The sequence below is a fragment of the Pseudomonas sp. MIS38 genome (assembly GCF_019891575.1).
Classification (GTDB): domain Bacteria; phylum Pseudomonadota; class Gammaproteobacteria; order Pseudomonadales; family Pseudomonadaceae; genus Aquipseudomonas; species Aquipseudomonas putida_A.
Genome location: NZ_JAFLXF010000003.1, coordinates 17,762 through 38,212, shown reverse-complemented (window position 1 = coordinate 38,212; position 20,451 = coordinate 17,762). Strand labels below are relative to the sequence as shown.

17 protein-coding genes are annotated in these 20,451 nt (G+C 61.0%); 2 read left to right on the top strand and 15 right to left on the bottom strand.

The window, feature by feature from the left end:
- Positions 1 to 132 precede the first annotated feature (132 nt).
- From J1G18_RS05495 to dksA, 14 genes are all read right to left on the bottom strand, one after another.
- A complete protein-coding gene (locus J1G18_RS05495; RefSeq protein ID WP_098965654.1) occupies positions 133 to 1,149 on the bottom strand; it encodes a class I SAM-dependent rRNA methyltransferase in 1,017 nt (338 codons plus the stop codon).
- A gap of 150 nt (positions 1,150 to 1,299) precedes the next feature.
- Positions 1,300 to 2,172, bottom strand: a complete 873-nt coding sequence (locus J1G18_RS05490; RefSeq protein ID WP_223007209.1) for an oxygenase MpaB family protein — start codon at positions 2,170 to 2,172, stop codon at positions 1,300 to 1,302.
- A 50-nt stretch (positions 2,173 to 2,222) separates the two neighbouring features.
- Complete coding sequence (gene acs, locus J1G18_RS05485; RefSeq protein WP_223007208.1) at positions 2,223 to 4,160, bottom strand: acetate--CoA ligase; 1,938 nt, start codon at positions 4,158 to 4,160, stop codon at positions 2,223 to 2,225.
- A gap of 262 nt (positions 4,161 to 4,422) precedes the next feature.
- Positions 4,423 to 6,087: a glucose-6-phosphate isomerase gene (gene pgi, locus J1G18_RS05480; protein WP_027614102.1), complete on the bottom strand. Its 1,665-nt coding sequence runs from the start codon at positions 6,085 to 6,087 to the stop codon at positions 4,423 to 4,425.
- A 230-nt stretch (positions 6,088 to 6,317) separates the two neighbouring features.
- Positions 6,318 to 6,698, bottom strand: a complete 381-nt coding sequence (gene panD, locus J1G18_RS05475; protein WP_003228271.1) for an aspartate 1-decarboxylase — start codon at positions 6,696 to 6,698, stop codon at positions 6,318 to 6,320.
- A 199-nt stretch (positions 6,699 to 6,897) separates the two neighbouring features.
- A complete protein-coding gene (gene panC / locus J1G18_RS05470; RefSeq protein ID WP_223007207.1) occupies positions 6,898 to 7,758 on the bottom strand; it encodes a pantoate--beta-alanine ligase in 861 nt (286 codons plus the stop codon).
- Entirely contained in the window at positions 7,755 to 8,555 is an 801-nt protein-coding gene (panB, locus tag J1G18_RS05465; protein ID WP_135296579.1) for a 3-methyl-2-oxobutanoate hydroxymethyltransferase, read from the bottom strand. The genes panC and panB overlap by 4 nt, the downstream gene beginning before the upstream one ends.
- Positions 8,556 to 8,953: 398 nt before the next feature.
- The gene (folK, locus tag J1G18_RS05460) at positions 8,954 to 9,439 is read right to left on the bottom strand and encodes a 2-amino-4-hydroxy-6-hydroxymethyldihydropteridine diphosphokinase (protein ID WP_223007206.1); all 486 of its coding nucleotides are present in this window, start codon (positions 9,437 to 9,439) and stop codon (positions 8,954 to 8,956) included.
- Positions 9,440 to 9,442: 3 nt separating this feature from the next.
- Positions 9,443 to 10,843, bottom strand: a complete 1,401-nt coding sequence (locus J1G18_RS05455) for a polynucleotide adenylyltransferase PcnB (RefSeq protein WP_223007205.1) — start codon at positions 10,841 to 10,843, stop codon at positions 9,443 to 9,445.
- Between the two features lie 723 nt (positions 10,844 to 11,566).
- Positions 11,567 to 13,003 carry a sigma-54-dependent transcriptional regulator gene (locus tag J1G18_RS05450; RefSeq protein ID WP_134787346.1) on the bottom strand — a complete coding sequence of 479 codons (1,437 nt, stop codon included), beginning with the start codon at positions 13,001 to 13,003 and terminating at the stop codon, positions 11,567 to 11,569.
- A gap of 22 nt (positions 13,004 to 13,025) precedes the next feature.
- Entirely contained in the window at positions 13,026 to 15,980 is a 2,955-nt protein-coding gene (locus J1G18_RS05445) for a sensor histidine kinase (protein WP_027614096.1), read from the bottom strand.
- The gene (locus J1G18_RS05440; protein ID WP_003176118.1) at positions 15,964 to 16,140 is read right to left on the bottom strand and encodes a hypothetical protein; all 177 of its coding nucleotides are present in this window, start codon (positions 16,138 to 16,140) and stop codon (positions 15,964 to 15,966) included. Before J1G18_RS05440 ends, J1G18_RS05445 begins: the two co-directional genes overlap by 17 nt.
- Positions 16,141 to 16,217: 77 nt before the next feature.
- Positions 16,218 to 17,114, bottom strand: a complete 897-nt coding sequence (gene gluQRS / locus J1G18_RS05435) for a tRNA glutamyl-Q(34) synthetase GluQRS (RefSeq protein WP_223007204.1) — start codon at positions 17,112 to 17,114, stop codon at positions 16,218 to 16,220.
- 339 nt (positions 17,115 to 17,453) lie between these two features.
- Positions 17,454 to 17,897, bottom strand: coding sequence for an RNA polymerase-binding protein DksA (dksA, locus tag J1G18_RS05430; protein WP_003228250.1), 444 nt, complete (start codon positions 17,895 to 17,897; stop codon positions 17,454 to 17,456).
- A 334-nt stretch (positions 17,898 to 18,231) separates the two neighbouring features.
- Between dksA and J1G18_RS05425 the strand changes: the two genes are divergently transcribed.
- Together J1G18_RS05425 and sfsA are read left to right on the top strand one after the other, a co-directional pair.
- On the top strand, positions 18,232 to 19,404 hold the full coding sequence (locus J1G18_RS05425; protein ID WP_135296576.1) for a pyridoxal phosphate-dependent aminotransferase: 1,173 nt from the start codon (positions 18,232 to 18,234) through the stop codon (positions 19,402 to 19,404).
- Positions 19,404 to 20,117 (top strand): DNA/RNA nuclease SfsA, encoded by a 714-nt coding sequence (gene sfsA / locus J1G18_RS05420; RefSeq protein WP_223007203.1) that lies wholly within the window; start codon positions 19,404 to 19,406, stop codon positions 20,115 to 20,117. The genes J1G18_RS05425 and sfsA overlap by 1 nt, the downstream gene beginning before the upstream one ends.
- On the opposite strand, the gene J1G18_RS05415 is transcribed toward sfsA, so the two are convergent.
- Positions 20,114 to 20,431 carry a Rieske (2Fe-2S) protein gene (locus J1G18_RS05415; RefSeq protein ID WP_223007202.1) on the bottom strand — a complete coding sequence of 106 codons (318 nt, stop codon included), beginning with the start codon at positions 20,429 to 20,431 and terminating at the stop codon, positions 20,114 to 20,116. The two genes, sfsA and J1G18_RS05415, sit on opposite strands and share 4 nt — an antisense overlap.
- Positions 20,432 to 20,451 lie beyond the last annotated feature (20 nt).

The window sequence follows — 20,451 nt, the reverse complement described above, 5'->3', positions numbered from 1 at the left end:
GGACCAAGACACTGTGGGAGCGAGCTTGCTCGCGAAAGCGGCGGATCAGTCGAGAAATATGCTGACTGACGCGCCGCCTTCGCGAGCAAGCTCGCTCCCACATTGGATGGTTGCCAGTCCCGCAGGGGGGGGTTACAACTGCAGGATCAGGGTTTTCAGCGGTGGCTGTTGGTCCAGCGACGGGAAATCCGCGCCCGGAGTCATCACGCTCCATTCGCGCACCGGTCGCCCGGCCTTCTCTGCACAACGCAGGACCTGTTCGCGCCAGTCGTCCATGCTGACCTTCGCCAGATTGTTGCAGCAGATCAGCACGCCGTTGTCAGCGGTGGTCAGCAGCGCCGGCTTGAGCAGGCTCTGATAGTCGCGCAGCAGGTCGACGGTGCCGAAGGCGCTCTTGGCCCAAGCAGGCGGGTCGAGCAGCACCAGATCGTATTGGCGCTGGTCGAGGCGCTGATAGCTCGGCAGCTTCTGCCCGCGCCGCTGGCTGATCGGCAGCCCGGCAAGTTGACGGATCGCCGGGAAGTAATCGGACTGGATGAATTGCATCTCGGGCAATTGCGGGTTGAGCAGGCCGTTTTCTCGGCCGACTGCCAGATTGCCTTCGGCGAAGTCGAGGTTACACACCTCGCGCGCGCCACCGGCAGCGGCACTCAGGCCGACGCCACAGGTGTAGGCAAACAGGTTGAGCACGCTTTTGCCCTTGGCGTGATCCTTGACCCAGCCGCGGGTGTTGCGCAGGTCGAGAAACAGCAGCGGATCCTGCCCGGCATGCCGCCCGCGCACGCGATAGTTCAGGCCCCATTCGTGACCGACCAGATCCGCCAGCGCGGCGGCGTCGGCTTTGTAGACGCTGTCTTCGCGATCGATGCGCGAGTTGCCCCGGGAGCGGTCGTTGTAGACCAGCAGGGTGTCAAAGCCCAGGGTCTGATTGACCATGGCGTGCAGTTGCAGCAGGTCGTCACGCTCCAGGGTCTGGTGAAAACTTTGCACCAGCAATTGCGGACCGTAGCGGTCGACGGTCAGGCCACCGGCGCCTTCCTGGCTGCCGTGGAACAGCCGGTAGCAATCGGTGCCCTGGCTGTGCAGCTCAGCGAGCAGGTCCTGGCGTTTATCGAGGGCGGCGCGCAGCGCCTGATTCAAGGAAGACATGCGTGCGCCTTGCTGGTGAGAATTGAGGCGCGGGAGTTTAGCAGTTTGGCGGGCAACCGAGGTGCTTCCATCGCGAGCAGGCTCACTCCTACAAGGGATCAGTGTTGCGCAGGAAGGTCCCTGTAGGAGTGAGCCTGCTCGCGATGCTTTTCAGGTCAGAATTCCCATCCGCCGCTGTGCCCGCTGCACCGAGCCATTGCGCATCGCCCAGCGCAGCATCGGCGCACTGCGCTTCACGCTGGCTCGGATCAACTGGCGTTGCAGCGGGTTCTGCCGTATGCCGAACATGGCGCTGGCCCAGTCCGGCAACAGATCGATGCCGGCCTTCATCATCAAGTCGCCAAACGGACGGGCCAGCACGCTCGGTGCCGGGGCGTCGAGCAGCAGGCGCAGGACTTCGCGGCTGCGCTCATCACAGAGCAATTGCGGACGCATGCGTTGCAGATAGTCGGCCACGGCTTGCCGCGATTTCGGCACATCCCGCGCACCCAGGCGCTCGGCGACCACGGCAATTTCCGCGTAGTAGCGATCTTGATCCGCCCCCGACAATTGCGGATTGCGGTAACGCAAATGTGCCGCAAGAAAATGGCTGACCTCGGCCACATGCACCCAGGTCAACAGGTCCGGATCGCTGGCCGCATACGGCCGGCCATCCGGCGCAGTGCCGACCACTTGCAGGTGAATGCTGCGCACCTTGTCGATCAGCCATTCGGCGTCGCGGCGTGAGCCGAAGGTGGTGCCGGAAACAAACTGGCTGGTGCGGCGCAGGCGTCCAAGCATGTCCTGACGAAAGTTCGAATGGTCCCAGACCCCGGCCAGCGCCAGCGGATGCAGGGCTTGCAGCAACAACGCGCTGATGCCGCCGATCAGCATGCTGCTGAAATCGCCGTGCACTTGCCAACTGATCGAGTCCGGGCCGAACAGCCCGGGATCGCCCTTGGGATTTTCCAGATCGAGCTGGCCAAGGGACAGACCAGTCAGGCTCATGAGTTGGTTTTCGATACGGCTGCGGATGAATTCCATGACAACTCATTGGTGGTGGAGGGCGCGGGCGGTTGGCCGCGCCGGAGATGTTACTGGTTCAGGCGTTTGTCGATCAGGCCCTGGACCACGCTCGGATCGGCCAGGGTCGACGTGTCGCCGAGGCTGTCGAGTTCGTTGCAGGCGATCTTGCGCAGGATCCGCCGCATGATCTTGCCTGAGCGGGTTTTCGGCAAGGCCGGCGCCCACTGGATCAGGTCCGGTTTGGCGAAGCTGCCGATTTCCTTGCTGACGTGGGCCAGCAGTTCCTTCTTCAGATCGTCGCTCGGCTCGACGCCGTTCATGGGGGTGACGAAGGCGTAGATGCCCTGGCCTTTGACGTCGTGCGGGTAACCGACTACGGCGGCCTCGGCGATGCTGTCGTGCAGCACCAGCGCGCTTTCCACTTCGGCGGTGCCGATGCGGTGGCCGGAGACGTTGATCACGTCATCGATGCGTCCGGTGATCCAGTAGTCGCCGTCCTCGTCACGGCGTGCGCCGTCGCCAGTGAAGTAATAGCCGGGGTAGGGTTTGAAATAGGTGTCGACCATTCTTTGCGGATCGCCGTAGACGCTGCGGATCTGCGCCGGCCAGCTGGATTTGATCGCCAGCACGCCGCTGCCGGCGCCTTTGATCTCCTTGCCGTGCTCATCGAGCAGCACCGGTTGCACGCCGAACATCGGCTGCGTGGCGCAACCCGGTTTGATGCGTTTTGCACTGACCAACGGGCTGAGCATGATCCCGCCGGTTTCGGTCTGCCACCAGGTATCGACAATCGGGCAGCGCTGCTCGCCGACCACGTTGAAGTACCATTCCCACGCTTCCGGGTTGATTGGCTCACCGACACTGCCGAGTAATCTGAGGCTGGCGCGCGACGTTTTCTTCAACGGTTCGGCACCTTCGCGCATCAGCGCACGCAGGGCGGTCGGTGCGGTGTAGAAGATGTTCACTTTGTGTTTGTCGATCACCTGCCAAAAGCGCGAGGTGCTCGGATAACTTGGCACGCCTTCGAAGATCAGCGTGGTCGCGCCGTTGGCCAGCGGGCCGTAGACGATGTAGCTGTGGCCGGTCACCCAGCCGACGTCGGCGGTGCACCAGAACACTTCGCCATCGCGGTAATCGAGCACGTATTTGAAGGTCATCGCCGCTTGCAGCAGGTAGCCGCCGGTGGTGTGCAGCACGCCCTTGGGTTTGCCGGTGCTGCCGGAGGTGTAAAGGATGAACAGCGGATCTTCGGCGTCCATCGGTTCTGGCGGGCAATCGTCGCTGACGTCACGTACGGCCTGGTGATACCAGAGATCACGGCCCTCGACCCAATCGACCTGGCCTTGGCTGCGTTCGACTACGACGACGGTGCTGACGTCCGGGCAACTTTGCAGGGCCTTGTCGACGTTGTGCTTGAGTGGCACGAACTTGCCGCCGCGTACGCCTTCATCGGCGGTGATCACCGTGCGGCAGTCGGCGTCGAGAATGCGGTCACGCAATGAGTCCGGGGAGAAGCCGCCGAACACCACCGAGTGAATCGCGCCGATCCGCGCGCAGGCGAGCATGGCGTAGGCCGCCTCGGGGATCATCGGCATGTAGATGCACACCCGATCACCTTTTTTCACCCCACGGCTTTTCAGCACATTGGCCAGACGGCAGACGTGATGGTGAAGTTTTTTGTAGGTGATCTGCGCTGATTCGGCCGGGTCGTCACCTTCCCAGAGGATCGCAGTCTGCTCGCCGCGCTGGGCGAGGTGACGGTCGATGCAGTTGTAACTGACGTTCAGTTGACCGCCGGCAAACCAGGACGCTTCACCGGTTTTCAGGTCGTAACGCTGAACGGTCTGCCACGGTGTGCTCCAGTCGAGGAAGCGGGTGGCCTGTTCGGCCCAGAAGGCGCTGGGGTGTTCAATGGATTCGCGGTACAGACGCTTATAGTCGTCCTGACTCAACTGCGCAGCCCGGCGGACGGCATCGGCTTTGGGGAACGTGCTGATATCGAACATGACGGTTCCTTATTCTTGTTGTGCGAAGAATAAAGATGCGCCGAGAGGGCCAAGGGTTCAAGCCGCATCAGGAATCTGATGTTTGAGCCTGATTTTGAATACACCCTAAAACAACTGTAGGAGTGAGCCTGCTCGCGATCGCGGGGTGTCAATCAGCATTGATGTTGAATGACACACCGCGATCGCGAGCAGGCTCACTCCTACAAGGGATTTTTTGCCCACAGGATCCGGGGAACCAAAACCTGTGGGCCGCACTATCAAATCACCCGCGGTGACGACCGCGGAAGTAGTTGATCAGGCCCTGGGTGGAGGCATCGTCAGCAACGGTTTCATCGCTGCCGACCAGACGGTTGTAAACGCCTTTGCCCAGTTCCTTGCCCAGTTCCACGCCCCACTGGTCGAAGGCGTTGATGCCCCAGACCACGCTCTGCACGAACACTTTGTGCTCATACATGGCGACCAGCGCGCCGAGACGACGCGGGCTGATACGCTCGACCACAATGGTATTGCTCGGGCGGTTGCCCGGGATCACCTTGTGCGGTGCGAGTTTGTGCACCTGCTCTTCGCTCATGCCTTTTTCGCGCAGTTCGGCTTCGGCTTCCGGCAGGGTCTTGCCGAGCATCAGCGCCTGGCTCTGCGACAGGCAGTTGGCGTACAGCCACTGATGGTGATCGGAGACCGGGTTGAAGCTGACGATCGGCACGATGAAATCGGCCGGGATCAGTTGGGTGCCCTGGTGCAGCAACTGGTGATACGCGTGTTGACCGTTGCAGCCGACGCCACCCCAGATCACCGGGCCGGTATCGGTCGACACCGAGGTGCCGTCCTGACGCACGCTCTTGCCGTTGGACTCCATGTCCAGCTGTTGCAAGTGCTTGGTGATGTTGCGCAGGTAGTGGTCGTACGGCAGGATCGCGTGGCTTTGCGCGCCCCAGAAGTTGCCGTACCACACGCCGAGCAGGGCCAGCAGCACCGGCATGTTCTGTTCGAACGGTGCGCTCTGGAAATGCTGGTCCATGGTGTAGGCACCGGACAGCAGTTCCTTGAAGTTGGACATGCCGATGGCCAGGGCAATCGGCAGACCGATGGCCGACCACAGCGAGTAACGACCGCCTACCCAGTCCCACATCGGGAAGATGTTTTCTTCACGGATGCCGAACGCAACGGCCGCGGCGTTGTTGCTCGATACCGCGATGAAGTGGCGATACAGCTCGGCTTCGGAACCGCCCTGAGCCAGATACCAGGCGCGTGCGGCCTGAGCGTTCTTCAGGGTTTCGAGGGTGTTGAAGGATTTCGACGAAACGATGAACAGTGTGGTTTCGGCGCGCAACTTTTGCGTCAGTTCGTGGAACTCACTGCCGTCGATGTTCGCCAGGTAGTGGCAACGCACGCCTTTCTGCGCGTAGGACAACAGCGCTTCGGAGACCAGCTCCGGGCCGAGGAACGAACCACCGATGCCGATGTTGACCACGTCAGTGATCGGCTTCTCGGTGTAACCACGCCACAGGCCGTCGTGGATGCGGCCGACCAGATCCGTGATCTGGTTCAGCACCTTGTGCACTTCCGGCATCACGTTGACGCCGTTGACCGATAGCTTGTCGCCGACCGGACGGCGCAGGGCGGTGTGCAGCGCCGGGCGGCCTTCGGAGGCGTTGACGATTTCGCCGTCGAACAGCGCTTTGATCGCGCCTTTCAGATCGACTTCATTGGCCAGACCCACCAGCAGGTTGCGGGTTTCGGCGTTGATCAGGTTCTTCGAATAATCGAGAAACAGTCCGCAGCTGCTGAGCGTGAATTGATTGAAGCGCTGCGGATCGGCGTTGAAGGCTTCGCGCATGCTGAAATCCTGCATGGCTTGGCGGTGATCTTTCAACGCCTGCCAGGCAGGCAGAGCGGTAACGTCATGAGGAGTGCGGTAGTACGCCATCGCTGCGGTTTTCCTTTTTACTTGAACGGCCTTTTGAACACAGAACAGACCGATACGCCATGTTTGGGCGAGGGTCAAATGCGTCGACACGATTTTTCAACGCAGGGCGAATACAGTAAACCTCGCGCTGCGATCTGTCTTGACTTCTTCTGACCTGTTCCCTGTACTTTTTTAACATCAATACCGGGAACGGGCCGACCAACGGAAGGGGAGTGGCGCGTCGAAGCGGCTCAGGCCACCTGAACCGGAATGGCGTTGCTGGTGTGGCTGAGCTCGTTGCCCGGCGCCATGTACAGCATGCGCGGCTTGAAATTCAGCAGTTCCGCTTCGCTGTAATGGGCGTAGGCGCAAATGATCACGCGGTCGCCGACCTTGGCTTTATGCGCGGCTGCGCCATTGACCGAAATCATCCGCGAACCCTCTTCGCCACGAATCGCGTAGGTGGTGAAGCGCTCGCCATTGTCGACGTTATAGATCTGGATCTGCTCGTACTCACGGATGCCGGACAAGTCCAGCCACTCGCCATCAATGGCGCAGGAACCTTCGTAATCGAGTACCGCATGAGTGACTTCGGCGCGGTGCAGTTTGGCCTTGAGCATGATGGCGTGCATGAGGGATTTCCCGGGTTGGAAGCAAACGGCGGGCAGTGTGCCCGAAGGCTTTGGGGGCGGCAATATGGTCTGTGTGGACACCAGAAACCAATGTGGGAGCAGGCTTGCTCGCGAATGCGGTGTGTCAGTCAACCTATCTGCTGAATGATGCACCGCATTCGCGAGCAAGCCCGCTCCCACAGGGGTATTGCGGTGTTTTTTAGACTGGGGTATCGAGGTTCAGGTGCAGGTTGTCGATCAACCGCGTGGTGCCGAGGAACGCCGCCACCAGAATCACCAGATCGCGGTCTTCTGCCGTCGCCGGACGCAAGGTCAGGGCATGACGGATTTCCAGGTAATCCGGACGCAGGCCGGCGGCTTCCAGCTGTTGCACCTGAGCGGCGATCAGTGCCGGAAAATCACGCTCGCCTTGTTTGATCGACTCGGCAATCGTGCTCAGGGTGCGGTAGACCACCGGGGCCACCGCGCGTTGATCTTCGCTGAGGAAGCCATTACGCGACGACAGCGCCAGGCCGTCGGCTGCACGCACGGTGGGTTCGCCGATGATCTGGATTGGCATGTTCAGGTCATGCACCAGCGCGCGGATCACCGCCAGTTGCTGGAAGTCTTTCTGGCCGAAGATCGCCAGATCCGGCTGAACCATGTTGAACAGCTTGCTGACCACGGTCGCCACGCCCTCGAAGTGCCCCGGACGGCTAGCGCCGCACAGGCCTTCGGACAGTTGCGGCACGCTGACCCGGGTCTGCCCGGCCATGCCGTCGGGGTACATCTCTTCGACGGTCGGGGCGAACAGCAAGTGGCAGCCGGCTTGCAGCAGCTTTTCCTGATCCGCCGCCAGGGTGCGCGGGTACTTGTCGAGGTCTTCGCCGGCGCCGAACTGCAGCGGGTTGACGAAAATGCTCGCGACCACGAAGTCCACGCGCTGGGTGGCTTTGGTGATCAGCGCGACATGGCCGCTGTGCAGGTTGCCCATGGTCGGCACGAAGCCGATGCGCTTGCCTTCACTGCGGGCGCGGGCCACGGCGGCGCGCAGTTCGCGTACGGTTTTAACGGTGTTCATGCAGAGAATCCGTGTTCGATCCCAGGGAACGTGACGCCTTTGACTTCATTAACATAAGCCTTCAATGCTGACTGGATGCTGTCTTGGCCGTTCATGAAGTTCTTCACGAATTTCGGCACGCGACCGGTGATCGACAGGCCGAGCATGTCGTGCAGCACCAGTACCTGGCCGTCGGTATCGCTACCGGCGCCGATGCCGATGACCGGAATCTTCACGGCCTGGCTGATTTCGGCGGCCAGTTCGCTCGGCACGCATTCGAGCAGCAGCATGGCTGCGCCAGCCTGTTCCAGCGAGATCGCGTCGGCACGCATCTGCCGCGCCTGGTTCTCGTTGCGGCCCTGCACTTTATAGCCGCCAAGAATGTTCACCGCTTGTGGGGTCAGGCCCATGTGCGCGCAGACCGGCACACCGCGCTCGGCCAGCAGGCGGATCGACTCCGCCAGCCACAGCGCACCTTCGACCTTGATCATGTGCGCGCCGGCCTGCATCAGCGTGGCGCTGTTGGTCAGGGTTTGTTCGATAGTGGCGTTGGCCATGAACGGCAGGTCAGCCAGAATCAGGGCGTCGGTGTTGCCGCGTTTGACGCACGCGGTGTGGTAGGCCATTTCTGCGATGGTCACCGGCAAGGTGCTGTCGTGCCCTTGCAGAACCATGCCGAGGGAGTCGCCCACCAGCAGCACTTCGACACCGGCCTCGTTGCAGGCGTGGGCGAAGGTCGCGTCATAGCAGGTCAGCATGGTGATCTTTTCACCTTTCTGCTTGAGGCTCTGGAGCGTGGTCAGGGTGATGGCTGGCATGTAAAAAATCCTCGTTCAGGCGCTCTGGAAACTACTGCGAGTAACGCGCGTGATTCTTCGTCTACTCAGGCGCACGCTCTTTTGTCGTGCTTATAAGGCCTGGATTGCGCCCGTATGTGCCGGGTTGGCGGCAGCGGGACGCCTATAGTCGTGAGGAGCCAAGCGGAAGTCAATTGCGTGTGTTACCGCATTGTTACGAGGGGAGTGTTACCGGCGTTACTGATGCGATTCAGCGGCGCGGCGGGGCTGATTGGCGGGTTTTTTGTCCGACAAAAAATCAGAATTGGAATACTCGATGTGGGAGCGGGCTTGCTCGCGAAAGCGGTGGGTCTGTTGACTGATTGAGTGACTGACACGACGCTTTCGCGAGCAAGCCCGCTCCCACAGGAGGTGTGGTTTCAAGCGTGCGCGAGGCGTTCGAGGCCTACGAACGGGCAGGCGGCGAGCAGATCGGACAGCGCGCGGCCATCGGCCAGGCGCAGGTCTGCGGGAGCCAGTTCGGCCAGCGGATACAGAGCGAACGCCCTTTCCTGAATCTGATAATGCGGGACTTTCAGGCGTGGCTCGTCGATAAGCCGATCGCCGAACAGCAGGATATCCAGATCCAGCGTACGCGGCCCCCAACGTTCCAGACGCTCGCGACCCTGATCGTTTTCGATCGCTTGCAGCGCATCGAGCAGATCGAGCGGCGCGAGATCACTGTCGAGGGCGGCGACCGCGTTGGTGTAACGCGGTTGTCCCGGCAGCAGTGAATCGCTCTGATAGAACGCCGAAACACCAGCAAGGGACGTCTGCGGCAATTGCCCCAGCGCGTTGAGCGCGCTGCGCAATTGTTCGGCCGGGTCAGCGAGGTTGCTGCCCAGGCCGATATAGATGCGTTCCATGCCTTATTCGCCCGAGGCGCTCGGAGCTCCGGCGCGCTTGCGCTTGGAACCGCTGCTGCGGCGACGTTTGCGCGGCGCGCCGCTGGCGTCATCGCCCTTGCCGCTGAGTTCGCGAATCATCTCGCGACGTTCGCTGTCGTTGGCGTCCTGATAGTCCGTCCACCATTCGCCCAGACTGTCGGTCTGCTCGCCAGCGCTTTCACGCAGCAGCAGGAAGTCGTAACCGGCGCGGAAGCGTGGATTGTCCAGCAGCAGGTCGGCGCGTTTGCCGCTGCGGCGTGGCAAGCGTTCCTGCATGTCCCAGATTTCGCGGATCGGCATGGTGAAGCGCTTTGGAATGGCGATGCGCTGGCACTGCTCGGCGATCAGCTCGTGCGCACCTTCCTGCATCGCCGGAATCGGCGGCATGCCACGCTCTTGCAGACGCAACACGCGGGCCGGCAGGGCAGGCCAGAGCAGGGCGGCAAACAGGAACGCCGGGGTTACCGGTTTGTTCTGCTTGATGCGCAGGTCGGTGTTGGTCAGCGCTTCGCTGATCAGCGTGTGGGTGTATTCCGGGTTGTGCTCCAGTGCGTCGGCACTGGCCGGGAACAGCGGGGCGAACAGTTGCAGATCGACCAGCATCTCGAACGTGATCGCGCCATGGCCGGAGAGGAACAGCTTGAGCACTTCCTCGAACAGGCGGGCCGACGGAATTTCGCGCAGCATCGGCGCCAGTTCGCGAATTGGCTGCACGGTGTGTTTTTCGATGCCGAAATTCAGCTTGGCGGCGAAACGTACGGCTCGCAGCATGCGCACCGGGTCTTCCTGGTAACGCTGCTTCGGATCGCCGATCAGGCGGATCAGGTGATTGCGGATGTCGTGTACGCCGTTGGCGTAATCGAGAATGCGCTCGCTGACCGGATCGTAATACAGGGCGTTGATGGTGAAGTCGCGGCGTTGCGCGTCTTCTTCCAGGGTGCCGTAGACGTTGTCACGCAGAATCCGCCCGCTCTCGTTGCGCGAAGACTGGTTGCTGTCCTCGTCGTCTTCATTGACCGGGTGATTGGCGCGGAAGGTCGCGACTTCAATGATTTCGCGACCGAAATGGATATGCACCAGTTTGAAGCGGCGACCGATGATCCGCGCATTGCGGAATTCGGCACGGACTTGCTCGGGGGTGGCGCTGGTGGCGACGTCGAAGTCCTTGGGCGTGATGCCCAACAGCATGTCACGCACGCAACCACCGACCAGATAGGCCTGGTAGCCGGCGCCCTGCAAGCGTTCGACGATATTGACCGCATAGCGGCTGAATTGCCCCTTCTGCAGCGAATGTTGGCCGCTGTTGAGCACTTCAGGGGTGCTGCGGATGTGTTGCGTACGACGCACGGGAGTTCGGAATGACTGGAACAGCTTCTTCAGCATGGGATGCACTGTTTGAAGGAATGTTCGGCCATACCAAAGAATGACCGCATGATGGGCGCAGATTCTAGCATTTAGTCGGGGGATGGTGTAGGACGCAGCGGATTTGCGCTGTAAGTCGCAGGCTAAAGGCTTTGGGGGCGGGTTTTTGCGGGGGGGAAGAAACTACAAGGGGAGCCGAAGCTCCCCCAGAAGTAGTTGCGTGCTCTTTTTATTATTGATTCGGGCTTCTTGTTTTTGTTGAGTGCCCTCGCCATGAAGCTTTTCCTTCATGACCCTCCCAATCGGGAGCCAAGAGCAAACGGATTGCTTTGGTCGCTGTGTTGCAGTGATCTTGCGATCCAACCAGTACAGGCTCTGTCTTAGGACAGTTTTTGTTGTTCTCGGCCTGGTCGTGGGGCTAGCCCCAAATACAACGCCTCTCCAAAAGAATCAGTTAGCTGCGCCTCTCGCCGTCTTGTTTTTATTGTGCGTGAGTCGATTCGTCTTATTTTTATTGTCTTGTGCATTGCTTGTTATTGTTCTTGTACCAAACATATAGCAGGTGCCGTGCCAACTTTTGCGAAGCCCAATAAAACAAGGGGTTAGGTCGATATAACGGTTTTCTCGGGGCGAAAAAAAGCCGGGGTTTCGTTACCGATAACCCCGGCTTCTGTTACGTGAAAGGACTGAGGTAACAGTTTTTTCACATCTTCAAGCGTTACGCGCACACTCGACAGGTAACGTTCAGCTCTCGCTGGTGACCCCGGTCTTGCGCCGTGGAATACCCAGGCGCTGGCGGCGTTCCCACAGGCACTTGCGGCTGACGCCCAGTTTGCGCGCCAGTTCGGTCTCGGTCATGTGGTCCTGATGCTCAAGAACGAAGTGCTGGAAGTAATCTTCCAGCGACAGGTCTTCCGTCGGCTCATGGCTGCTGTTGCTGGTGTTACCTGCGGTTTGCGCAGGCAAGCCGATGAACTCGTCGTCTTCCAGATCGCTCAACTCGATGTCGATGCCCAGCAGGTCGGCAGAGATTTCCGGGCTTTCGCTCAGGATCACTGCGCGCTCGACTGCGTTTTCCAGCTCGCGCACGTTACCCGGCCAGGAATAGTGCCGGATGGCCTGTTCGGCATCGGCGGCAAATTTCAGGTCGGTACGGTTGATGCGCGCACTCTGGCGAGCGAGGAACGCCGTGGCGATTTCGTTGACGTCGGCGCCACGTTCGCGCAGAGCCGGCAATTTCAGGGCGATCACGTGCAGGCGGTAATACAGGTCTTCACGGAACTGGCCGATTTTCGCCAGGCTCTTGAGGTCGCGGTGGGTCGCGGCGATCAAACGCACATCGACTTTTTGCGACTGCACCGAACCGACGCGGCGAATCTCGCCTTCCTGCAGCACGCGCAGCAGGCGGGCCTGGGCTTCCAGCGGCAGTTCGCCGATCTCGTCGAGGAACAGCGTGCCGCCGTCCGCCGCTTCCACCAGACCGGCGCGACCGGCGCTGGCGCCAGTGAACGCGCCTTTTTCGTGGCCGAACAGTTCGGACTCGATCAGGCTTTCCGGAATGGCGGCGCAGTTCACCGAAATCATCGGTGCCTTGGCACGCTTGGACAGGTTATGCAGGGCGCGGGCCACCAGCTCTTTACCGGTGCCGGACTCGCCCTGGATCAGGACATTGGAATCGGTCGGTGCGACCTTGCGGATCTTGCTGTACAGATCCTGCATCGGCGGGCACGAGCCAATGATGCCGATCTCGCCGTTGCTGTTGTCGACAGACGACTTGCCGCTGCCGTTGGCTGCTTTGCCGGCAGGCACTTCGCCGGCGGCAGGCGTCGACTGGTGATCACGCAGGATCCGCGCGACCGCCTGAAGCATTTCATCGTGATCGAAAGGCTTGGCGATGTAGTCCACCGCGCCCATCTTCATCGAGTCGACCGCCGAGCGCAGGCTGGCGTAGCTGGTCATGATCAGCACCGGTTTGCCCTGGCCAAGCTTGATCAGCTCGGTGCCGGGGGCGCCAGGCAGGCGCAGGTCGCTGACGATCAGATCGAATGTGGGAATACTGAAGCGTTCTTGTGCTTCCTGCACAGAACCGGCTTCGCTGACCTGATACTGGTTACGTTCCAGCAGGCGGCGCAAGGCGGAGCGGATAATGGTTTCGTCTTCGACGATCAAAATGTGCGGCATTGATTCGATACTCTCGACGGTCTCAGTTCACAGCGGACGTCGCTTCGACATGACGCGGTAAGGTCACCCGGATACGGGTGCCGCGCTGGCTTTGTACATCAGCCGGGCTGTCGATGGTGATTTGTCCATAATGCTCTTCAACGATGGAATAGACCAGTGCAAGGCCCAGACCGGTACCTTCACCCGGATCCTTGGTGGTGAAGAAAGGTTCGAACAATCGGTCCATGATGTTCTGCGGAATACCACTGCCTTCGTCTTCGACGATCAGATCGACCGTGTGTTCGCCGGCTTCACTCTTGACCCGTACGGCACTGTGCGGCGGCGAGGCGTCGCGGGCATTGGAGAGCAGATTGATCAGCACCTGGGCGAGGCGCTGCGGATCGCCTTCGACCCAGTGATCGGGGTCGCACAGGTTGTAGAACTGCACTTCGAAGTTGCGCCGGTTCAGCGCCAGCAGGCCAATTGCATCCTGCGCGACTTCGGCCAGACAGACGGGTTCGTCGCTGTGCTGGTGGCTGCCGGCGTGGGCGAAGCTCATTAGCGACTGCACAATGCGCGACACGCGCTTGGTCTGTTCGAGAATCTGCCCGCTGATTTCCGTCAGTTCGCCATCTTCTTCACGCTCTTCGCGCAGGTTCTGCGCCAGACAGGCGATACCGGTGATCGGGTTGCCGATTTCATGGGCCACACCCGCCGCCAGTCGGCCGATGCTCGCCAGACGCTCGGAGTGCACCAGTTTGTCTTCAAGCATTTGGGTTTCGGTCAGGTCTTCCACTAGCAGCACCAGGCCGCTGTTGCCCGGGGCCAACGGTTCATCGATCGCTGCTTTGTGCAGATTGAGCCAGCGGGTCTGGCCGTCGAGGGCCAGGTGCTGTTTGTGCAAGTGTTCGTCGGGCAGGTTGATGAAGCCTTGCAGCAGTTGCTTCCACGGATTGGCGATGGTGCTCAGGCGCGAACCCACCACCCGTTGCGCGGCGATGCCGGTGAGTTCTTCCATGGCCTTGTTCCACATCAGGATCTCTTGATCCTTGGCCAGCGAGCAGACGCCCATTGGCAGTTCCTGCAGGGTCTGGCGGTGGTAGCGGCGCAAGGCGTCGAGCTCGGCGGCCAGCCCGGTGAGGCGCGAGTGGTAGTCCTCGAGGCGGCTTTCAATGAAGTGGATGTCTTCGGTTACGTAGTTCTCGCCGCCAGCCTTGTACGGCAGGAAGGTTTCGACCATGTCCTGCGCCACGCTCGGGCCCATCAGGCCGGAGAGGTTGGCTTCGATGCGGTCGCGCAAGCGGCGCAAGGCATAAGGACGGCGTTCGTCGAACGGCAGATAGAGGTCGCGCAGGGCCTGCTCGACTTCTTTCTGCGCCGCCTTGGCGCCTAGCGGTTTGGCCAGTTGCGTGGCGAACTCCTGGGGCGAGGCGGCGTGCAGTTCACGACGTTGCGGACGGCGCACGTTATCCACCGCGCAGGCTTCGGCGGCGCTGGCTTCTTCAGGGCTGGCGTTGGTGAACAGAGAGATCAGCGTGAACATCAGCACGTTGGCCGCCAGCGAGGCAATGGCCGCCATGTGCCAACTGGTGTCGTCCAGCACGTAGATCATGTTCAGCAGTGGAATGTAGAAACCCTGCAGGTTGCCGACCAGTGGCAACAGCATGGTCACCACCCACACCAGAATCCCCGCCAGCAAGCCGGCGATAAAGCCGCGACGGTTGGCGGTCGGCCAGTACAGCACCGAGAGCACGCCGGGCAGGAATTGCAAGGTTGCAACGAAGGCGACGATGCCGAGGTTGGCCAGGTCCTGTCCGGCGCCGAGCATCAGGTAAAAGCAGAAACCGGCCATGATGATCGCAACGATCAGCGCCCGGCGGGTCCACTTCAGCCAGCGATAGATATTGCCTTCGGCCGGCGGCTGATAGAGCGGCAGCACCAGATGGTTCAGCGCCATGCCCGACAGTGCCAGGGTGGTGACAATGATCAAGCCACTGGCCGCTGACAATCCGCCGACGTACGCCAGCAAGGCCAGCGGTTTGCTGTTGGCGGCAATGCCGATGCCGAGGGTGAAGTATTCCGGATCGGTGGTGGCGCCGAGCTTCAGGCCGGCCCAGAGAATCAACGGCACCGCCAGACTCATCAGCAACAGGAACAGCGGCAGGCCCCAACTGGCACTGACCAGCGAGCGCGGGTTGAGGTTTTCGGTGAAGGTCATGTGGTACATGTGCGGCATCACGATCGCCGAGGCGAAAAACACCAGCAACAGCGTGCGCCACGGCCCTTCCTGCAGCGGCGTGTGCAACGCGGCGAGGGCGGTCTGGTTTTGCAGCAGCCACAGTTCAAGCTGTTGCGGGCCGTCGAACACGCCGTACAGCGCATAGAGGCCGACGCCGCCGAGGGCTATCAGTTTGATCACCGATTCGAAGGCAATCGCGAACACCAGCCCTTCGTGTTTCTCGCGGGTGGCGATATGCCGGGAGCCGAAGAAGATCGTGAACAGAATGATCAGCGCACAGAACGCCAGCGCGACGCGGCTCTGGATCGGCTCGCCGGTGAGGATGCCGATGGAGTCGGCCACCGCCTGAATCTGCAACGCCAGCAGCGGCAGTACGCCGATCAGCATGAAGATCGTGGTCAGTGCGCCGGCCCAGGTACTGCGGAAGCGGAAGGCGAACAGATCCGCCAGCGACGACAGTTGATAGGTGCGGGTGATTTTCAGGATCGGATACAGCAGCACCGGCGCCAGCAGAAACGCGCCGGACACCCCGAGGTAACTGGAGAGAAAGCCGTAGCCGTACTGATAGGCCAGGCCCACGGTGCCGTAAAACGCCCAGGCACTGGCATAGACCCCCAGCGACAGGGTGTAGGTCAGCGGGTGGCGAATGATCGCTCGTGGGATCATGCCCCGTTCGCTGATCCAGGCGACGCCGAACAGCACCGTCAGGTACGCGGCGCTGACCAGGATCATCTGGGTCAGGCTAAAGCTCATCGGCATCTTTTTGGCTCTGCAGGATGAAGGTCACGACAATCAGGATCAACCAGAGCAGATACGGCCGATACCAGGCGCCCGTGGCGTCGATCCACCAATCCATGATGGCTGGTGAAAACAGATAGATTCCCACGACCAGAAGCAGGACCAAGCGATAGATGTACATCCCGGCCTCTCTTTTTTATGCGCGTGCCCGAAAACGTGCGGCGATGGTAACGGATGGGCGCGCCACTGCAAGTGTCGTCATTGCAGTTGCGCTTCGGGCAGGGTCAGTGTGCGCGGGATCTTTGTCGCATCCCAGTGGGCTGCGCCCCATTTGAGCAATTCCTCGGGTGTGGCATGGGCCAGTTCGGCACCGGGGTTTTGTCCCAGCGCTCGCAGGGCCCGCAGCAGCAAAGGAGTGGCCTGATCCGCCTCAAGCGGCGGCGAACGGTAGGATTTGCCGAGTTTGTTGCCGTCCGGCTGCGTGATCAATGGCAAGTGCAGATAGCGCGGCTGACGCAGGCCCAACAGTTCTTGCAGGTAGAGCTGGCGCGGCGTGGAATCGAGCAGGTCGGCACCGCGTACGATGTCGGTGATGCCTTGCCAGGCGTCATCCAGCACCACGGCCAGTTGATAGGCGTAGAGGCCGTCGCGGCGGCGAATCACGAAATCGCCGACGTCGCGCCCCAGATGCTGGCGGAACTCGCCCTGCACGCGGTCGATGAAGTGGTATTCCAGTTCCGGCACGCGCAGGCGGATCGCCGCGTCTTGCTGCTCATGGCCGGCATTGCGGCACAAGCCCGGGTAAATGCCGTGATACGGCTCCAGCTGCTTGCGCGAACAGGTGCAGGCGTAGGCCAGGCCGTGATTGAACAGACTGTTGAGGACTTCGGCGTAGGCAGCGTGCCGGTCACTCTGGCGCACCATCTCGCCGTCCCATTCGAAACCGTAGCTTTCCAGCGCCTTGAGAATCGCCGCCTGCGCGCCGGGCTCTTCCCGGGGCGGATCGAGATCTTCCATGCGCACCAGCCAGCGCCCGCCGACCGCGCGCGCGTCGAGGTAAGAGGCGAGGGCGGCAACCAGCGAGCCGAAGTGCAGGTGGCCACTGGGGGTGGGGGCGAAGCGGCCGATGTAGGCGGGGGCGGTTTTGGCAGTCATGTGGACAATATAACTTTTCAGGATTCGCGCAGATTACCCCTGTGGGAGCGGGCTTGCTCGCGAAAGCGTCGGCTCAGACATCTTTGATGTTGAATGACACACCGAATTCGGGAGCAAGCCCCCTCCCACCAAAAGCGCAAACAGGGCAAAAGGTAGAAACATTACCCCTGTGGGAGCGGGCTTGCTCGCGAAAGCGTCAGTTCAGACAACCTGGATGTTGAATGGCCGGCCGCATTCGGGAGCAAGCCCCCTCCCACAAAAGCAAGGCAAAAGGGCAAAGGCAAAAGGCAGAAACAAAAACGGAGCGTTCGCACGCTCCGTTTTTCGTTCAGGTCGAGATTACTTGCCGACCTGCTTTTCCTTGATTTCCGCCAGGGTCTTGCAGTCGATGCACAGATCGGCGGTAGGACGGGCTTCGAGGCGCTTGACGCCGATCTCGATGCCGCAGGATTCACACCAGCCGTACTCTTCGTCCTGGATCAGTTCGAGGGTCTTGTCGATCTTCTTGATCAACTTGCGCTCGCGGTCGCGGGCGCGCAGCTCGAGGGCGAATTCTTCTTCCTGGCTGGCACGGTCGGCCGGGTCAGGGAAGTTGGCCGCTTCGTCTTTCATGTGATCAACAGTACGGTCGACTTCCTGCATCAAGTCCTGTTTCCACTTGTTCAGGATCTTGGTGAAGTGCGCGCGCATGGGAGCGCCCATGTACTCTTCGCCGGCCTTCGGAACGTAAGGTTCGAAGCCGCTGATCGTCGCTTGCTGCTGTTGCTTTGCTTGGGTGGGCATGAAATGGACCGCCTCTACTCTTGTAATCCATTGCGCAGGATTGCTCCATCACCGACACCTGCCGGCCCTGCGGCTGCAAGCGGGCGAACTTACCAGATCAATTCGGCCCGCGCTACTCCCGGATGTCGAGGCCCCGGCAGGTGGCGCTTGCAGATGTTTGGCAAGCCGTGTCTGGCGCTGATGAAAGCCTGTTCAATCACTGATTTTAGTCAATCCTGGAGCGTACGCGCATATCGTTACAGTCCAGCGTTCTTGAGGCTGTGACCGCGACGGGTTCTCGCTCGTTCCGGCAGATGGGTAGAATCGTCTCTTTTTCCCCGTCGAAGGAAAACCAATGGCTCAGCCTTACAGTGCGCGCAGTCGTGCGATCGAACCGTTCCATGTAATGGCGCTGCTGGCGCGGGCCAACGAACTGCAGGCCGAAGGTCACGACGTGATCCACCTGGAAATCGGCGAGCCGGACTTCACCACGGCCGAGCCGATCATCCGTGCCGGGCAGGCTGCGCTGACGGCGGGCAAGACCCGCTACACCGCCGCGCGCGGAATTCCCGAGCTGCGCGAGGCGATTTCCGGGTTCTATCAATCGCGTTACGGCCTGAACATTGATCCGCGGCGGATCCTGATCACGCCGGGTGGCTCCGGTGCGCTATTGCTGGCCAGTGCCTTGCTGGTCGATCCGGGCAAACACTGGCTGCTGGCGGATCCGGGCTACCCGTGCAACCGGCACTTTCTGCGACTGGTCGAAGGCGCGGCGCAATTGGTGCCGGTCGGGCCGGAGGTGCGTTACCAACTGACCCCGGATCTGGTGGCGCGGCATTGGGATCACGACAGCGTTGGTGCGTTGGTGGCATCGCCAGCCAACCCCACCGGTACCATCCTGACCCGCGATGAACTGGCCGGGTTATCCACCGCGATCAAGGCGCGGCACGGGCATCTGGTGGTGGACGAAATCTACCACGGCCTGACTTATGGCACCGATGCCGCCAGCGTGCTGGAAGTGGATGACAGTGCCTTTGTCCTCAATAGTTTCTCCAAATATTTCGGCATGACCGGTTGGCGGCTCGGCTGGCTGGTGGCGCCGGATGCGGCCGTCAGTGAGCTGGAAAAACTCGCACAGAACCTCTACATCAGCGCCCCGAGCATGGCGCAGTACGCCGCACTGGCCTGTTTCGAACCGGACACCATCAGCATCCTCGAAGAGCGCCGCGCCGAATTTGGCCGCCGCCGCGACTTCCTGCTGCCGGCGTTGCGCGAATTGGGTTTCAATATCGCCGTTGAGCCTGAAGGTGCGTTCTACTTGTATGCAGATATCAGTCAGTTCGGCGGTGATGCCTTCGCGTTCTGTCGACATTTCCTAGAAACCGAGCATGTTGCCTTTACTCCAGGGCTGGACTTCGGGCGTTATCAGGCCAGTCACCATGTGCGTTTTGCTTACACGCAAAACCTCCCTCGCTTACAGGAAGCGGTGGAACGTATCGCTCGCGGCTTGAAGAGCTGGCAAGGCTGATGCGCTTTTATCCGGCTCTGGAAGAGGCGCGGCTGATTCGTCGCTACAAACGTTTTCTGGCGGACGTTGAAACGGTCAATGGCGAGTTGTTGACCCTGCACTGCCCGAACACCGGCTCGATGCTCAACTGCCAGGTCGAGGGCGGGCAGGTTTGGTTCAGTCGCTCAAACGACCCGAAGCGCAAACTGCCCGGCACTTGGGAAATCGGGGAAACGCCGCAGGGTCGACTGTTCTGCGTGAACACCGGCCGCGCCAACGCCCTCGTTGAAGAGGCGCTGCAGGCCGGTGTCATCAGCGAGTTGAACGGCTTCACGGCGCTTAAACGCGAAGTGGCATACGGTCAGGAAAAAAGCCGTATCGATTTCCGCCTTGAATACCCGAGCGGGCCGGCCTATGTGGAAGTGAAAAGTGTCACTTTGGGTTTTGACGGGACGAATGTCGCGGCGTTTCCCGACGCAGTTACCCAGCGCGGCGCCAAGCATCTGCGCGAGCTGGCGCATCTGGCCCGTGACGGTATTCGTGCGGTGCAGTTGTATTGCGTCAATCTCAGCGGGATTGAAGCGGTGCGGCCGGCCGAAGAAATCGATTCGGCCTACGCCAATGCCCTGCGTGAAGCGGTGGCGTGCGGGGTCGAGGTGTTGGCCTACGGCGTGCGTTTGAACCACGAAGAGATGGTGATCGACCGGCGGCTGGACGTTTTGCTCAACGGTTAAACATCTATCCACAACCCTTGGGCATCTTCGCGGCAGGGGATGGCGGTCAGGGATCGCCCGGCGCAGGGCCCGGCGACGCATTCACCGTCCTCGATCAGAAACAGTGCGCCGTGGGTGGCGCACTGGATAAGGCTGTTGCTCGGGTCGAGAAACTGGTCGGGGTGCCATTCCAGACCGACGCCGCGATGCGGGCAACGGTTGAGATAAACATAGGCCTGACCATTGCGGCGTACGGCAAACAGTTTGTTGCCGTCGATGTCGAACCCACGGCTGCCGGCCTCAGCGAGATCGGCGCCGGCGCACAAAAACTTCATGGCTATCCTCAAGTGTCGGC

Bases quoted from the DNA above. Each gene is read 5' to 3' on its own strand.
- J1G18_RS05495 (WP_098965654.1), bottom strand. From the start codon at position 1,149: ATGTCTTCCTTGAATCAGGCGCTGCGCGCCGCCCTCGATAAACGCCAG.
- J1G18_RS05490 (WP_223007209.1), bottom strand. From the start codon at position 2,172: ATGGAATTCATCCGCAGCCGTATCGAAAACCAACTCATGAGCCTGACT.
- acs (WP_223007208.1), bottom strand. From the start codon at position 4,160: ATGTTCGATATCAGCACGTTCCCCAAAGCCGATGCCGTCCGCCGGGCT.
- pgi (WP_027614102.1), bottom strand. From the start codon at position 6,087: ATGGCGTACTACCGCACTCCTCATGACGTTACCGCTCTGCCTGCCTGG.
- panD (WP_003228271.1), bottom strand. From the start codon at position 6,698: ATGCACGCCATCATGCTCAAGGCCAAACTGCACCGCGCCGAAGTCACT.
- panC (WP_223007207.1), bottom strand. From the start codon at position 7,758: ATGAACACCGTTAAAACCGTACGCGAACTGCGCGCCGCCGTGGCCCGC.
- panB (WP_135296579.1), bottom strand. From the start codon at position 8,555: ATGCCAGCCATCACCCTGACCACGCTCCAGAGCCTCAAGCAGAAAGGT.
- folK (WP_223007206.1), bottom strand. From the start codon at position 9,439: ATGGAACGCATCTATATCGGCCTGGGCAGCAACCTCGCTGACCCGGCC.
- J1G18_RS05455 (WP_223007205.1), bottom strand. From the start codon at position 10,843: ATGCTGAAGAAGCTGTTCCAGTCATTCCGAACTCCCGTGCGTCGTACG.
- J1G18_RS05450 (WP_134787346.1), bottom strand. From the start codon at position 13,003: ATGCCGCACATTTTGATCGTCGAAGACGAAACCATTATCCGCTCCGCC.
- J1G18_RS05445 (WP_027614096.1), bottom strand. From the start codon at position 15,980: ATGCCGATGAGCTTTAGCCTGACCCAGATGATCCTGGTCAGCGCCGCG.
- J1G18_RS05440 (WP_003176118.1), bottom strand. From the start codon at position 16,140: ATGTACATCTATCGCTTGGTCCTGCTTCTGGTCGTGGGAATCTATCTG.
- gluQRS (WP_223007204.1), bottom strand. From the start codon at position 17,114: ATGACTGCCAAAACCGCCCCCGCCTACATCGGCCGCTTCGCCCCCACC.
- dksA (WP_003228250.1), bottom strand. From the start codon at position 17,897: ATGCCCACCCAAGCAAAGCAACAGCAGCAAGCGACGATCAGCGGCTTC.
- J1G18_RS05425 (WP_135296576.1), top strand. From the start codon at position 18,232: ATGGCTCAGCCTTACAGTGCGCGCAGTCGTGCGATCGAACCGTTCCAT.
- sfsA (WP_223007203.1), top strand. From the start codon at position 19,404: ATGCGCTTTTATCCGGCTCTGGAAGAGGCGCGGCTGATTCGTCGCTAC.
- J1G18_RS05415 (WP_223007202.1), bottom strand. From the start codon at position 20,431: ATGAAGTTTTTGTGCGCCGGCGCCGATCTCGCTGAGGCCGGCAGCCGT.